This is a genomic window from Patescibacteria group bacterium (assembly GCA_041660565.1).
Lineage (GTDB): Bacteria > Patescibacteriota > UBA1384 > CAJBMM01 > CAJBMM01 > JBAZWC01.
The window spans coordinates 22,860-38,667 of record JBAZWC010000001.1 but is presented as its reverse complement, the minus strand read 5'-3'; the positions used below and the strand labels follow the sequence as shown (position 1 = coordinate 38,667).

The window sequence follows — 15,808 nt, the reverse complement described above, 5'->3', positions numbered from 1 at the left end:
TGACCCGGAATCTATATAATTAAACGGGCGGACACCCCACTACGCCACCTCCTGCGCTAAAGCTTCGGAAGGTCAAGAAGGCTACGAGGGGCAGGTATGAGACCGCCCCTACGATTAATGGATAAAAAGAAGCCCGAGCGGGGATGTTCTCCCGCCCGGACTATCGGTCTGCTCCCAATGGAGCGAGTATTGCGCCTGTTACCGCGCCCGGACTACGGCACTGGACAAGGTGACAGACCCAACCATGGTCGAGAATTGTGCCTCGAGAGTCCGTATTGCCAGACGAAGGGTCACGAGAGATCTGCTTTTGGGCGACTCGCTATCAATGGCGACCCGAAGACGATGGCACAATGCATTGGCAGCTTGGAACTCAGTTATTCGTGCCCCATCAACCACAGCCTTGGCCAGTTGCATTATATCGCCATCACGCGCATCTTCATCAGTGACGCGCCGCCCCGCTGCAGTGGAGTGTGTCCGTTGCTTAGGCATTGCCACCAGCCCTTCCACTTCCTTGTGTCGTGTCCGAGTTGGTGATGAAACCACTGGTGGCATCTGCAATCGGAATTGGCAGTCCAGCCGCTTCACGAATTGCCTCCAAGTCACTTGTCACAGCGCTTGACCTCCTCATTGCGGTACTGCGTAACAGTCGTTCCGGCAGTGGCCCGCATTACATGGGCCTGTCCGGATTTCGTGACGTCGTCCTGACGTTGCAGGACATTGCCCTTAGCCGCTTCGGCGGCATCACGCATGATCTTCAATGCCTCGCCTGGTGACAAGACATCTCGGACCATCAGTTGGTCCACTGGCTTTCGCCTCACTTGCTGTCCTCCTTGATGCGCGTTGTGGACGTCTTGCCGTAGAATACATGCCCCGGGGCGGACTCGAACCGCCGGCCGTCCTGGTGCTAACCAGGCCGCTCTGCCATCTGAGCTAACGAGGCGTGAGTTGTTAAGGTCTTTCCAGAATAAACTGTAAAGAGCTCCTACAAGGTGGTTTGGGCCTTAGAGGAGCTCTTATTTGTTAATTCTGATTTATTGTCATCTTACAAATTAAGCCCGTGCCCTTCTAAGCGATAGAGCGTAAAGCACTTATTAATTGGTTGAATGTGTTTAATCATACTTTGGTATAGTATCAAAATCGAGAGTATTTTGTCAATGGTGGCAAAAAGTTAATTACAATTTTTTTATTTTTTAAAAAATTTGAATTTGAGCTTTTTTAATTTTTTTCGGATTTCGGATTTAGTGCTTCGAATTTAGTCTAGTGTCATTTCATCAAATTTAGGATTTTGCGATTTTAGCACAGCACTTTCTTTAACCAGTTCGGATATTGCGGCGTAAGCTACCTCGCTTTGGTCGGCATGCGGATGTTTTGCCACCAACAGCTGCAACAGCACTCCCGGAATCAGTAACAACCGCGCCCAAAGATGTGCGCTGTACTTATCTAAAAAGTGCACTAACTCGTAGGACAAGCTAAACAAGACCAGAGCCAGCGCCACCGTTTGCCAAAAAGTTAATTCCGGCGCGAATAACCCAAGCGCTACCAAAAATATCGCCACGTAAGACACCACCCCGGCACCACAGCGGTTTTGATATGGCCAGGCAAGCCCAATGTTCTTTATGTCGATTTTGCCGTTTTCGTAGGCGGTAATGGCTTGATGTTCGGCACCGTGATAGCCCAAGTACGACCACAGATCACCTTTCCATAAAATGTACGCCACCGCCAGTAAACTCAAGCCCAGCGCCACCCCGTTGGTCTGAACGGCATCATTTTGGCCCGCAGACACCGCATTCCACAAATCGATTGCAAATAAAACCGCGCCGTAAATCAACACCGCTGCCACCAAACCAACAGTCGGGAATAGTGAAGCGGATGGCTTGTGTTTGGCCCCGGTCGATTTGTCGCCCGGCTCAATCATGGCGCTGGCGGTTTGATCTACCATCCGCCTTAATCGGCCATTTAGACTAATACTGTTCCACAATAGCCACAACCCGCGCACAAAAAACAGTTTTATTAGTTTGTTTTGATAGTGAACCGGATCAAGCGCAACAGACTTAACCGCAATTTGACCCGATGGCTCACGCAGCGCCATTACCGCAACGTCTGGCGCGTAAAGCACCAGCCCAGAGGTAAACGCCACCCCACCAATGATGTGTCGCGGTAAAGTTTTTTTATTCATAACTTTATTCTACACCATAGTTAGACCACATAAAATCATTCACACCGTTTCCAATTGGCCAAATTGGATTGATTGGATATATTGGAATTTCGAATTTTATTTTTGGCAGTGTGGGCAAAAGTGAGTACCACGGCCGCCAATGGTAATACGCGATATTTTTCCACCACATTCCACGCAAGGCAAACCACCCCGGCGATAAACTTTTAGATGATCTTGCATGGTCCCTTTTTTACCGTCGTGATGCACATAATCTTTGTACGATGTGCCACCCAAGTTGATGCCAAGCTTGAGTATATTGATAATCGCTTGGTGTAGTTTCGTTGACTCAACTTCGGTAATACTCTTGGCTGGTCGTGTTGGAGCAATTTTGGCTTCAAACAAACTTTCATCGGCATAGATGTTGCCAATGCCGGCGACAACCGACTGGTCCATTATCACCTGTTTGACCGAGGTTTTTGGCTTATCCTGAAAATGTTTAAATAAATATTCCGGCGTAAAATCTGCCACAAACGGGTCAACCCCAATGTTAGCAATTTGCTGATGTTCCTGCTCCAATTGATCAGACGCAATTAAATGCGCATAACCAAACTGACGCATATCATTAAAATACAGATGATCACCACTCAAAAAATCAAAAATAATGTGGGTGTATTTACTCGGCTGCTTGGCTACAAATTGATCATCAGGATGACCGCCGGCAATTTCTTCACCTGCTTTATCTACAAAAATCAGCTGACCGGTCATTTTTAGGTGCACAATTAAGGTTAAATTATTTGACCAGTTTATCACCAGCATTTTAGCCAGCCGGTCGATAGACTGGATGGTTTGATTTACAAGTTGATCCGAGGATAAACCACGCCACATTTTGGGTTTGTTAATTTGCACCGATGCCAATTTCTGCCCAATGAGAACGGTTTTAAGCCCATTTTTTAAAGTTTCAACTTCTGGTAGCTCTGGCATACTATATTCCTTAATTTGTCATTCCGGGCTCGACCCGGAATCTATATAAAAAATCTATTATTGCCTGGACTCCGGATCTAGTCCGGAATGACAGGTCGTGATGCTAATTCCCGATTATATTATTCACAGTGTTCTGCAAAACTTGCCCGCTATCACCTTTTTTTGGCCCAATTATGGCCGATCCGAGTGCGTTCACTCCAAAAACTTGGCTATTCACGGGCGAAACACCATCAGCAGTTTTCACTTTAATCACGTTTTGCCCTGGTAAAGTGTTGCTGGCCGATTTTGTCGGGAATATTAAGGCGGCCAATAATCCAATAGCCACTCCAATTAGCGCTAATTGCCATTTTTTCATCATCATTCCTAGTTAGTAACAGTATTCCAAGGCGCGTCAGGATGTTTATCAATAATGTAGATATAACGATCAGTGTACTTGTTCAAGCCGCCATCTTTTTTCAACGGACCCGAGGAATAAACCACCCACTTTGGATCGCCATAGGTATTTAAGTCGTTCGCGGTAATCCATTGGTCAATAAGTTTTTTCTGCTGAGTTGACGCAACGGGAGCATCCTCGGCGGCGATTGCTTCATAAGACGAGTTTTCAGAGATAATACTTTGGTTAAACTGGTTCTTAACATAAAAACTAATGCCGAGCACCAACGACAATCCGAGAACTGCAAATGACCATAAAGGTAGATTTTTGACCATACTTCCTCCAATCTTTATCCTTTACCCGTTGATCATATCATTTATAAGATCAACTGTCACCCGCATCGCCCTTGACACACGCCCTACTATTGGTCTAGTCTAAAGTTACTTGAAGTGGGGCAAAGTACAAAAAGTTTGAGCTGCAAATGCGGTTCAATTGGAGGAAAAATGCCCGATTTAGAATCGCCAGATTATTGGCAAAAGTTGATTAATCAGGGCCTAATTCGATTCTTTTTGCTCAAAGCGCTTAAAGATGAAGCTTTGTACGGATATGTGATCTCACAAAAAATTGATGATCTTAGTTGGGGCGCATGCAAACCAACTGAGGGCACTTTATATCCCGCGTTAAATCAGTTGCAAAAAGAGGGATATGTTACGGTTCACGGCACTATTTTTAAGGGTCGCGAGCGCAAAGTTTACCAAATCACTCCCAAAGGTAAATCCGCTTTTCGCATCGCGGCTAAAACGTACGGCGAAATAATGCCACTTATAAATAAAGCGATTGTTTTATAATCGTCCGCGACCCCTAAAATCCCAAATCTCCCTAACTACTCCAATGTCTTTTATTTACCAATAATATGATTGGCAAATTGAAGGAGAGTCTGGCCAAGATTGCGCAAGATTGGAATAGACGCGGGAACGAAAATTATCAGCAAAATAATACCAACGATCTCTACTTTCCAAAATCGAAAAACAATGACGGCCATGGCGATTAAAATGGCAATGGAAACATACGGATGCCACGGATCCGGGAACATGGTTAAAAATTTGTCGTAGTAGGTAAAAATTTGGTTCATTATTATCCCTTCATCTGTATTTTACATCAGCGATCTGATCGATACCAGACTCTCCGGAGGTTCGGTTAGGTCGGATTTTAGGTCTGGGGTTTCTAAAATCATCGGGATCTGACTGAATTGCGGGTGATGTAGGATTTTTTTAAATGACTCGAGCCCTAAATATCCTTTGCCCACAATTTCGTGCCGGTCCTTTTTTGAACCTAAATCACCTTTTGAATCGTTTAAGTGGATAGCTTTCAACCTGTTCCAACCCAAGTCGGATTCGATTTCTGTAGCGAGGCGAGAAATACCTGCGTCGGTGCGCAAATCATAACCGGAAACAAAGGCGTGGCACGTGTCGATGCAAAAACCGATTCGTTCATCCAAACCAACCGATTTTAACATCTGGCTTAACTCGCTTACAGAACCACCGATAATTCCGCCCGCACCGGCCGCGTTTTCTAACAGTAATTTAGTCTTAAGATTTGCCGGCACTTGTTCCAAAATCTGACCAAGGGATTTTTGCAACGTAGGCAAAACATCATCAAAACTAGCCGACCCTGCTGAGCCGGTATGCGTAATCACCCCGTCAAATCCCAATTTTTCGGCTACCATTAGACTTTTGACCAACGCATTAATTGATCCATGCCTAATTTGATTATTAGGCGAGGCTAGGTTGATTAAATACATTGCATGAATAAACAACGGCCCAATGTTAGTGTTTTTTACTCGCTCAGTTTTGAACTTTTCAACATCTTCATCCGAATACTCCGCTGGTTTCCATGTTTGCGGACTTCCGGCAAAGGTTTGTAGGCATTCAGCATCTGCAATTTTGGCACGATCAAAAATCTTGCTGATTCCCCCCGCACTAGAAATATGACAACCAATTTTTCTCATTTCAATCTCAATTCGTCATTTGAACCGTATCACCAACTTTGATTTTATTATACTCCACAAATCCGCCGTTCACTTCTATTACAGCGTCAACATTTTCTTTTGGCACGTATTTTAGCATCTGGCTTTCGGTCATACTTGATAGCGGCGCTGCAACGTGCTCGGTTAATTCAATCACTTTACCGTCACGCACCCAGATAAAATCGAGCGGGAATTTCATCCCTTTCATCCAAAAGGTTGGACGAGTCGGATTATCGTACGAGAATAACATCCCGGAATCGAACTTGAGAGACGTTCGCCCACTAAGCCCCTGTTCTTTTTGCGTCGACGTCTTTGCAATTTCAGTCGTGATTTTGGTTTGCCCGATGGTTACGGTGACCAGATTATCGGTTTGAGTACGCAAATAAAGTCCCAGTCCAATTCCTGCAGTAGCAAAAACAATTATCAAACCAAACCAGAATGAGTTAATTTTTACTTTCATATTAGAATCGCTTGGCTTAGGTGTTCAACAGTATTAATTCCAAACACCTCGTTTTCATTTTCGGCCACAATGGATTCAACTAGTCGCCCCTCTAGGCACGCCTCCTCGGCCAAATCTGTCAGATAATATTCTTGACTCTGCGGATTTCGCTTTAGCTTGGGTAACGCCTTGATCAACCATTGATAATCATACGCCACCGGACCGGCATTACATTCTTGAATTTTAAGTTCTGCCGGACTGGCCACTTTTTGCTCGACAATTTTTTCGATACGACCGTTGATATCACGTTTAATTCGTCCGAATGCCGGCTTCATTGGGTCATCGAAAAATACCGAGGTTAGTACCACCGCGGCATTTGTTTGCTGCTGTTTTGCAATAAGTTGATTAAAGATATCGGACGAGACAAATGGCATATCGCCGTAGGTTACAATGACCGTCGAGGTATTTGATTTGATTTGAGGAATAGCCATCTGAACCGCGTGTCCGGTGCCAAGTTGTTGATCTTGCAGCGCAAAATCAACAGAATATTTATGTGATTCGATCTCGGCAACAACGGCAGATTTTGCATAACCAACTACAACTACCGTTTGATTAATAGCTGATTGATTAACCTGAGACAGAGTTAAATCAATTAACGACCGTCCATGCAATAAATGCAGTACTTTCGGAATATCGGATTGCATGCGCGTCCCTTTGCCCGCCGCTAGCACTACCGCACAAGTTGAAATATTTATTGGCATGTTATTAGAATACCGAAAAACTGGGCCAGTCTCAACACATGCCCAGTAAATCGTTCAGTAAATAAATTAAAATTAATTGTCGGTAACGACAAAATATTGAGTTGTATTGTTTCCGGGCAGGGTTGCTTTACCTTTAACCAATGATCCACCATTGAAGGTAGCGTTGTTATCCGGCTTGACTTTTGCGTTTAGCTTACCAATTGCCGCCGCATTAACTGCACGCAACGCAGGTGCGGTGGTTGTGGAGATGATATTGCCTCCCCAACTTGCATAATAATAAACTCCTGCCTTGCTGCCCAATAATGTTGGTGGATGAAGTAAGTTATGGTTAAGTAATATTTGCATCACAATGTACCCCGGATCAGTCGTGTTTAAGGATATTAAGTCAAATGTACCGTCTATCCAAACAGCATCAGCCATGGTATTACTTAACACTCCGTACGGGTCTCCCGGAGGAGGCTCTGGAGCCGTAACCGCACCTGCCTTTGGAATAAACTGGTTAATCATACCAGAGGATTGTTGTTGCGGATTTGAAGCAATAGATATCGCCTCAACCGCGACCATAACAGAGTGAACGTTGTTTTTGATAGCTGCATCTGCCGCTCGTTGCCGTGAGCTGGCAGTAAGTGAGATCGTAAGCGCAGCCAAAATACCAATAATTGCAATAACCACCATTAGTTCTAATAGAGTGAATCCTCTTGTTCGACTATACATTAGTACCCTCCATTCTTACACTAATATTATATCTCAACAATAAAATCAACGTCAAAAAATCAGTCGTTTTTTTTAATAAACTGCTTATTCGCTGGCCAAGCCACAGACTTGCTTATGTGTTATTGTTAAAATAATAACGGCGTGCTAGTAGAAAACCTACAATTAAGGATCCTAGTCCTTCGAGCGCATATCTAATTACATTGGGCAAAACTGGTAATTTTGCTTTTGATCCTGAGTCTGCGGACGATATCGGACCAGGCGAGACTGTAACCATTGAAGTTGGCGAAGCAGAAGTAGCGCTTGTTGGTGTTGGAGAAACGGTGGCAGGACTTGTCGGCTCAGTAGCAACAGATGTTGCCTCAACAGCAATAAGTGTTATGGTTCGTTCGGTTAATAACCCGATAGAATTTGTAGCCCTTGCGGTGATGGCATATTCGCCAAAAGCTAAATATTGTTCAGATTGACATTCCCAATTCCCTGCTGAGTCGACAACAACACTGCAAAGTGTAATCGAGGGAGTAGAGATAACAACAGATACCCCAACATCGGCGGTACCGCTGAACCTTGGCAAATGCCCCCAATACGTAAATCGAGTCGCAGTAGTGCTAATGTTAACTCCTCCAATTTTATCCAGCGAAAACGCGGGTACGGTAGAGGTACTTGCGGTGGATGAAGTTGTTTCCGAAACAGAGGTGTCTACTGTCCATGTGATACTACCAGATGTGGTGTTGCCGACAACATCATACGCAATTACAGTGGCGGTGTGAGAACCACTACTTAATCCTGTTATTGAATATGGAGATACCTGGGTAGAAGCAGCTAAGGAGTCTACACTAACTGTATAATATTCGATTCCCGATCCAGCATCGGTGGTAATAAAAGATAGCTCTGCGCTGGTTAAGCTAGTTACGGAATCGACATTTAGGGTTGGGGTAAAACTAACCGGAGATGTTCTGTCAATATAAATGGTAACCGTTCCGGTTGTTAGGTTTCCCACATTATCGGTCGCCTTAATTGTAACAGTACGAGCCCCATCGGTAAGCGCCGATGTGTCAAGGGTATATGGACTGGCAACGCTATCCATGTATGCACCACTATCAATTTTCACTGAATAGCTAGCCACACCTGATTCTGCATCGGTGGTGACAAAAGTAACAACACTTGAATTCGCGCTTGCCCAACTTGCCGGATCGGCGGTGGGGGCGAATGCAGCTGGCCCAGAGCCATCATACTTAATAGTATAATTTACTACTCCACCCGGATCGTTATCTAAGTTTTGAGCGACGACATGAATATACCATGTGCCACTACTGGTAATTATTCCTGCTGCCACCGTAAAAGTGGTATTTGTCCCAATAGATGTTCCAGATGCCACCACCGTTGCCGCGCTCCGGGTTGCGGTTTGATCAACTAAATAACGGTACAAAGTTGTTGATGAAGTGTCTGAGGTTATCGTTATATCTGGCGTACTATCAGAGTAATATGTGGTTTGCGACGGATGAGACGCACTAGAGACAGCCGGGGTTGGCGGCGTTATGTATTCATAGGCTCCACGATCATAATAATCGTACGTACCCGCACCGGTGTTTACAGTACTCGGTAGGTCGTAACGGCTATTTTGGGCGTAATCTGTCGTGGATGAGTAAGTAGAGATACCACTATCAATCGCCGGTGAGTCTGACTGAATATTGTAATCACCTCCGGCAAAATTAACAAATTTCGGGTCAGTTGCAACCGTATGTGCTCCAGCTGCAACGCTACTATACCCACCAGAGTTATAAAGAATGTTATAATCCTCGGTCACTGTGCCACTTGTGGCTTTGAATGTCCGAAGTGGATTATCGGCGATAATCGTGTTGTACACCTCTAGAGTCGTCCCGGCTCCCCAAGCGTGTAACAAGTTGGAGCTACTCTGACCAATGATAATACTGTTTTCAATCAGCACCTTAATGTTGGCAGTAGTAATATAGAAACCATCGGTCCCAATATTTTTTGCGATGGAATTTCGAAAAATAAATTTATCAGCAGCATCTGCGGATGAATTTGAGCCACTATAAAGCCGTGCCCCTGTATCTTGCGCGTCAATCACTACTCGGTCAAAAACCGTTTTCTCGCCACAATTTAAGTAATATGACGACGCTCTGGCTGTCATGGTAGAATCATATAGGTTCACTATTCCAGCTGCAGTAGCAAAAACAGACGTAAGATCATGGGATCCGCTGGCAATAGTGGCGTCATAAATGTCCGCTGCTGCATTTTCGGTGAATAGAATTGACGCGGCAGCATTAGGCCCATAAGTACCTTGAGTAGAACTTAAACCATTTAGGCTTATATATGTATCGTTTACGTTAACAAGATTACATTTTCCATTACGGTTCACTGTAATATTTGTCACAGTGGTTCTAACCGTATTATGCTGAGAAAAACCGTCATATGTATTATCTTCTGAAATAACATCGTTAAATACGAGGCCGGTGCTGGTTCCGCTCATATTAATTCCGTCATTATTAGCATGAATAGTTTTTAGCCCATTGATCGTGATATAATTTTCACCCGTCATTTCCAACATATTGCCCGATGTTGTTGAGGCAACAGTTGGAACCGATGCTTCATAAGTATGTGTGGCTGGATTGGCCGAGTCTGACGGCCAGACGTACAAGGTATTACCCGCATCGTCTAAATACCACTCACCAGCAGCGTCTGGCACTGCGCCATTCGGTGTCAATAATTTTGTCGTGTCCTCCCAAAAACCGGCACTGGTATAGTTCCAAGTAGTCTTATAAACATTTCCTGCGTGTAGTGTCCAGTCGGACACCGCTACCCCCCCATCCAACACCGGAGAATGTTCGGGATACGCACTAAAGGTAATTGGGCTGCCACTTGTTCCCGACACAGTGAAACTAACCCCTTCGCGATAAACACCGTTCTTAATATAGACTGTGTCTCCAGCGACCAATGTGGTAGCGGCTTTATTTATTGTTAGCCAAGGAGCACCTTCTGATTTACCATCGTTTGTATCTAAACCGGTAGCAGCATCCACGTAATAGGTGGTTGGGCCGGCCGCGTTCGCTAATTTGGTTAACGCTGATAATGCAAAAACCTCTCCGCCAAACATAGAGAAAAATAACATCAATAAAACTAACAATTTGTAGATACACCTTTTGTACCCCAAAAAAGTTGGGATAGCAGCATGTCCCATAATGAATTTCATTTGTACATTACCTCATTATAATGTTATCTACTGCTAATTTTATTGTCAACAAATTTTTTAGAGCAATTTAGGCACCAAAAAAAGCCCATTGTTCTGGCACCGACCTACTTTCCCGGCCCCTTGCGAGGCAAGTATCATTGGCGACTCCCTAGCTGAACGACCGTGTTCGGGATGGGAACGGGTGTTTCCTAGGGGCAAAAGGCACCAGAACAATGGACTTTTTTTAAAAGACCAGTCATAACGTGTCAAGCGCTTGCCCTCCGTAGCTTTATGCGAAGGAGGGTTGTTATAAAAAATGAAATGATCCGTTAGTGCGCCTTGGCTTAACTCCTTACAGAGCTTCGACCTAGCGTCTATCAACCCTGTGGTCTACAGGGGATCTATGAATTCTTATCTTGTGGCCGGCTTCCCGCTTATATGCTTTCAGCGGTTATCCATAACCGAACATAGCTACCCAGCACTGCCCTTGGTAGAACAACTGGCACACCAGAGGTTCGTTCGCGCGGGTCCTCTCGTACTACGCGCAACCCCACTCAAAATTCCACGCCCACATCAGATTAGGACCGAACTGTCTCACGACGTTCTGAACCCAGCTCGCGTACCGCTTTAATTGGCGAACAGCCAAACCCTTGGAAGCGACTTCACCTCCAGGATGCGACGAGCCGACATCGAGGTGCCAAACCGCATCGTCGAAGTGATCTCTTGGATGCGATCAGCCTGTTATCCCCGGGGTAACTTTTATCCGTTGATTGCTGCCTAAATCACTCAAGTGCAGCAGTTCACTAAAACCTGGTTTCCCATCTGTTCGACTTGTAGGTCTCACAGTTAAGCCGGCATATGCTTTTGCGCTATCACTCCGATTTCCATCCGGAGCTAGCCGACCTTTGTACTCCTCCGTTACCATTTGGGAGGAAACCGCCCCAGTTAAACTACCCACCAAACACTGTCTCTCCCACCCGATTCAGGGTGAGGGGTTAGATACACAAATAGCTAGAGGTGGTATTTCACTGTCGCCTCAAACACTCCCGCGAGAATGTTATCAAAGGCTCCCACTTATGCTACGTGAAGATATCCGTATATCAATGCCAGGATGTAGTAAAGCTCCACGGGGTCTTTCCGTCTTGATGCGGGTACTCGGCATCTTTACCGAGATTGTAATTTCACCGGATCCCTCGTTGAGACAGTGATCAAGACCGTTATGCCATTCGTGCGGGTCGGAACTTCGCGTTCTTTGAACGTTTGTTCAATCCACTATTACTAGTGGCGCAGACTATATCTTCTTTAATGGATAATATCTTCGCTTGCCATTGTTGATTGTCGGGGCTAAAGCAATAATTTCAGAAATTCCGTCTGAAGTTAAGTGCTTTTTTGATTTCAACATCTGACAAATATGCGTGAATATTAGAAATGATTTTTGCTTCTCGGAACGTAATGGAAAATTTTCAAAATGCGGGATTATTCGTTCAATTAATTTATCTAATGATCGAATTTCATATTTCAAGGTATTATCAGACCGATCAGGCCGGATAGTACCACACGAAAAATATTCTTTCATTTTGAATAAAAAGGCTGAACGTTCAGCATTCTGACTGACCGAAAAACTCGGTCTGACTTCCCAAGTATTATTCATTTTCTTTCTAGGGTTGAGGGATACGGAAAAACATCCTTCTCCATCAACATACCCAGAGAGATATGAAGCAAATTTAATTTCTTCATCCTTTAAAGGCTGGCGTGTTAACCCACTTGCGTGGATTCTCGAGCTTACGCTCTCAGTCGTTACGGGGTCACTAAGACTTCCCACGGTATTACCCTTGCATTTATACATTCATTCTAACCGAACATATACCATAATTACAATAGGGCTTCACCGTTATAAGCCAACTTTTTTGCGTCGGGCTTGTTTCCTCTCACCCGACAAGGAATTTCGCTACCATAGGACCGTTCATTTATGTTACATTCAATTTCTTGAAAGACCAATCATTTCTGATTGATACTTCATGTCGCCATGAAGATCGGACTATATCATCATCCCGCTAAGCGGGAGTTCGGCGTATAGTCTCTGAGGATTCTTGTTTTTGAGTATTTTCTTTTTCCTCCGTTATTCATCTGCTCACGCAGTGAAAGTACTTTAGAAAAATCTTGATCGTCAATTTCACTCTTTGACAGGATTTGAGCAGCAGCTTTGAATAATTCAAAATCTTTCTGCTTAATTCCCACTAAAGGAAACCTAAGAAAAAATGGAATAATTATTTTACAGATATCTGATAATTTATTCACTTCGAAATACCAACCATCATTTCCTGCTTTTCTAATCGTTCCGCAACCCAATGTTTCATGAAACAAATCGAGAGGCTCTCGATCGTGTTGAGAAACATTAAACGCTGCAGACACTTTCCATTTTCTTTTATAGTCATTTCTTGAACGACAAACGATCATGAAACTGGCTTCTCCCATGGCAAAACCGGAGAGAAACGAGCCAATTTCGGATGAAATACTCACGACAAGTCTTTCCTGCTGATTGTCTGCACCCGTAACATTTTCAAAATCGTACATAATTTAATATTATACGGTTTTAGTTCGGGATACTAGTCCTTTTTCAGGACAGATTTTCCAGCATTTGGCCGAATTTTATAACTACAATTTGGTTTATAGTTACGGCCGCCATTCACCCGGGCTTAAATTCGATTCCTGATATAATCTTAAATCTCCTCTTGACCTTCGGGCATTGGGCAGGCATCACCCCCTATACATCAGCTTTCGCTTTGGCAGGGAGCTAAGTTTTTGCTAAACAGTCGCTTGATCTCTTTTGTTGTAATCCCTCTACACTCTTGCGAGTTTCGCGGGACAGTCCTTATTGCGAACTTACGGACGCTATTTTGCCGAGTTCCTTAACGAGGGTTCTTCCGATCACCTGAGTCTACTCGACTCGAGCACCTGCGTCGGTTTGCGGTACGGATTGTTAAACCTTAGCGATTGGACGCTTTTCTTGTCCTCGTACTCACTTAAACTTTCAACCATGCGATCATTTAAGCCCCTATGAGGCGTCACGCCAATCAAAATTTAACAAGGGCTGGAATATCAACCAGCTGTCCATCGTCTACGCCTTTGCGCCTCGACTTAGGACCGCCTAACCCTGGGACGATTATCGTGGCCCAGGAAACCTTGCTCTTGCGGTGGGCAGGTTTCTCGCCTGCCTAATTCGTTACTCATGCCAACATTCTCACTTCGTAACACTCCACCACTCCTTACGGTATGGCTTCACAGCAGTTACGAACGCTCCTCTACCACTCCAACTTGCGTTGAAGTCCATAGCTTCGGTTAATCGCTTGAGCCCCGTTACATTTTCGGTGCAACCATCCTTAACTAGACCAGTGAGCTATTACGCACTCTTTAAAAGATGGCTGCTTCTGAGCCAACTTCCTGGTTGTTTTGGGACGATCACTGCCTTCCCCACTTAGCGATTAATTTGGGACCTTAGCTAATGGTCTGGGTTGTTTCCCTCTCGACGATGAAGCTTAGCCCCCACCGTCTGACTCTACATGAACATACATCAGAATTCGGAGTTTATCAGGGTTTCCCCACCTCACGGCGGAGTAGCCCTACCAGTGCTCTACCTCTGTGTATTTTAAATGTAGGCTATACCTATATATATTTCGAGGAGAACCAGCTATTTCCAGGTTCGATTGCAATATTTGCGCTATCCACAGTTCATCCCGCAACTTTACAACGTTGCCGAGTGCGGGCCTCCACCCCTTTTTACTGGGGCTTCACCCTGACCATGGATAGATCACCTGGTTTCGGGTCTAGTGTGTACGACTAGTCGGCCATTTAGGCCTCGCTTTCACTACGGCTTCACTAATTTAAAGTTTAACCTCGCCATACACAGCTAACTCGTTGGCTCATTCTACAAAAGGCACGCCGTCAGGCATTCCCCTTACGGGGCATAGCCCTCCGACATCTTGTACGCATTGTGGTTTCAGGTACTATTTCACTCGCCTATGCGGCGTTCTTTTCACCTTTCCCTCACGGTACTTGTTCACTATCGATCTGAAGATGTATTTAGCCTTAGGACGTGACCGTCCCAGATTCCCACCGGGTTTCTCGTGCCCTGTGGTACTTAGGTTTGCAAACCAAGTAGACCAAAATATTTCGCATAACGGGACTATCACCCTCTATGGTGGGCCTTTCCAGGCACCTTCTGCTATAAATTGATTTTTTCAAACTACTCGACCTTACGGTCTGTTCGCACCCTGCAACCCCATCCAGAAGACATAAAACAGAAATAATTCTGCTCTAAGTCCTCCGGATGGTTTAGGCTGATCCGCTTTCGCTCGCCACTACTCACGGAATCGTTAATTACTTTTTTTTCGTCTCGGTACTAAGATGTTTCAGTTCCCGAGCTGCCTCCTACTCCTTCTATATATTCAAAGGAGAGTATCCCGTAAAACGGGATGGGTTACCCCATTCGGAAATCTCCGGATCATTGGTTCGTTGGCACCTTCCCGGAGCATATCGCCGCCTCGTGCGTCCTTCATCAGCATCTTCAGTCAAGGCATCCTCCACATGCGCTTTCGTCACTTTTTACATGACTGCTAACTAGAGACCAGAAACAAGAAACCTAAGAGGAAAAATCCTCTACAGTCTCGAGTCTCTGCTTCTAATTAACGGATCTAACAAAACCTTTAACTAAACATCAGATTTGAAACACAAGTGCTTCTAGTCATCTGTTTTCATTATTGGTTACTTGACACGTTATGACTGATCCTTACCAGGCTTTGGTAAGTTTCATCCTAACAATTTTATTTTTTATGGAAACCTCGTGTCGGTTTTGGATCAACTCGGCTCTCACCTCGTTGCTCATTTTCATTTGCTCGCGCAAACAAAACCTCGCGGGGTTTCGAATTGCTACAGCCTTGCGGCTTAAGTATTATCGGAAGAATCATATTATGTATAATCAATAAGGAAGTTATACATAATTTAATGCATTAACCGTGAAATTACTTAACACGTTAATGCACCTTTCAGTTGTAAAAGAACTTACTCGCCAGGACATCAGTCCCCGTGCAATTTGTGGACCCGGTTTCAAGACCGAGACTCATCACTGGCTAGTGAAACAAAAAACTTCCCATCGGGAAGCGTTCAAAAACA

14 protein-coding genes and 2 rRNA genes are annotated in these 15,808 nt (G+C 44.6%); 1 reads left to right on the top strand and 15 read right to left on the bottom strand.

Annotation, left to right across the window (positions count from 1 at the left end; translation table 11 throughout):
- Positions 1-198: 198 nt before the first annotated feature.
- The 7 genes from WC773_00230 to WC773_00200 form a co-directional block, all read right to left on the bottom strand.
- Entirely contained in the window at positions 199-489 is a 291-nt protein-coding gene (locus tag WC773_00230) for a hypothetical protein (protein MFA6081830.1), read from the bottom strand.
- A complete protein-coding gene (locus tag WC773_00225) occupies positions 482-610 on the bottom strand; it encodes a hypothetical protein (protein ID MFA6081829.1) in 129 nt (42 codons plus the stop codon). The genes WC773_00230 and WC773_00225 overlap by 8 nt, the downstream gene beginning before the upstream one ends.
- Complete coding sequence (locus WC773_00220; GenBank protein ID MFA6081828.1) at positions 600-818, bottom strand: hypothetical protein; 219 nt, start codon at positions 816-818, stop codon at positions 600-602. Before WC773_00220 ends, WC773_00225 begins: the two co-directional genes overlap by 11 nt.
- Before the next feature lie 434 nt (positions 819-1,252).
- Complete coding sequence (locus WC773_00215) at positions 1,253-2,176, bottom strand: DUF1385 domain-containing protein (protein ID MFA6081827.1); 924 nt, start codon at positions 2,174-2,176, stop codon at positions 1,253-1,255.
- 96 nt (positions 2,177-2,272) lie between these two features.
- Positions 2,273-3,136: a bifunctional DNA-formamidopyrimidine glycosylase/DNA-(apurinic or apyrimidinic site) lyase gene (mutM, locus tag WC773_00210; GenBank protein ID MFA6081826.1), complete on the bottom strand. Its 864-nt coding sequence runs from the start codon at positions 3,134-3,136 to the stop codon at positions 2,273-2,275.
- Positions 3,137-3,239: 103 nt separating this feature from the next.
- The gene (locus tag WC773_00205) at positions 3,240-3,497 is read right to left on the bottom strand and encodes a hypothetical protein (GenBank protein MFA6081825.1); all 258 of its coding nucleotides are present in this window, start codon (positions 3,495-3,497) and stop codon (positions 3,240-3,242) included.
- Positions 3,498-3,499: 2 nt separating this feature from the next.
- Positions 3,500-3,844: a hypothetical protein gene (locus WC773_00200; protein MFA6081824.1), complete on the bottom strand. Its 345-nt coding sequence runs from the start codon at positions 3,842-3,844 to the stop codon at positions 3,500-3,502.
- A gap of 168 nt (positions 3,845-4,012) precedes the next feature.
- Here WC773_00200 and WC773_00195 point away from each other — a divergent pair, with 168 nt between their 5' ends.
- A complete protein-coding gene (locus tag WC773_00195; protein ID MFA6081823.1) occupies positions 4,013-4,357 on the top strand; it encodes a PadR family transcriptional regulator in 345 nt (114 codons plus the stop codon).
- A gap of 50 nt (positions 4,358-4,407) precedes the next feature.
- On the opposite strand, the gene WC773_00190 is transcribed toward WC773_00195, so the two are convergent.
- The 8 genes from WC773_00190 to WC773_00155 all read right to left on the bottom strand — a co-directional run bounded on the left by WC773_00190 (position 4,408) and on the right by WC773_00155 (position 15,243).
- Positions 4,408-4,641, bottom strand: coding sequence for a hypothetical protein (locus WC773_00190; GenBank protein MFA6081822.1), 234 nt, complete (start codon positions 4,639-4,641; stop codon positions 4,408-4,410).
- A 21-nt stretch (positions 4,642-4,662) separates the two neighbouring features.
- On the bottom strand, positions 4,663-5,517 hold the full coding sequence (locus tag WC773_00185) for a deoxyribonuclease IV (GenBank protein MFA6081821.1): 855 nt from the start codon (positions 5,515-5,517) through the stop codon (positions 4,663-4,665).
- A 7-nt stretch (positions 5,518-5,524) separates the two neighbouring features.
- Positions 5,525-5,995 carry a DUF192 domain-containing protein gene (locus tag WC773_00180; protein MFA6081820.1) on the bottom strand — a complete coding sequence of 157 codons (471 nt, stop codon included), beginning with the start codon at positions 5,993-5,995 and terminating at the stop codon, positions 5,525-5,527.
- Complete coding sequence (locus WC773_00175; protein MFA6081819.1) at positions 5,992-6,735, bottom strand: NTP transferase domain-containing protein; 744 nt, start codon at positions 6,733-6,735, stop codon at positions 5,992-5,994. The genes WC773_00180 and WC773_00175 overlap by 4 nt, the downstream gene beginning before the upstream one ends.
- 72 nt (positions 6,736-6,807) lie before the next feature.
- The gene (locus WC773_00170) at positions 6,808-7,449 is read right to left on the bottom strand and encodes a type II secretion system protein (protein MFA6081818.1); all 642 of its coding nucleotides are present in this window, start codon (positions 7,447-7,449) and stop codon (positions 6,808-6,810) included.
- Between the two features lie 112 nt (positions 7,450-7,561).
- On the bottom strand, positions 7,562-10,660 hold the full coding sequence (locus tag WC773_00165; GenBank protein ID MFA6081817.1) for a hypothetical protein: 3,099 nt from the start codon (positions 10,658-10,660) through the stop codon (positions 7,562-7,564).
- Positions 10,661-10,751: 91 nt separating this feature from the next.
- Positions 10,752-10,869 (bottom strand): 5S ribosomal RNA (gene rrf, locus WC773_00160).
- A gap of 79 nt (positions 10,870-10,948) precedes the next feature.
- A 23S ribosomal RNA gene (locus WC773_00155) occupies positions 10,949-15,243 on the bottom strand.
- Positions 15,244-15,808: the final 565 nt, after the last annotated feature.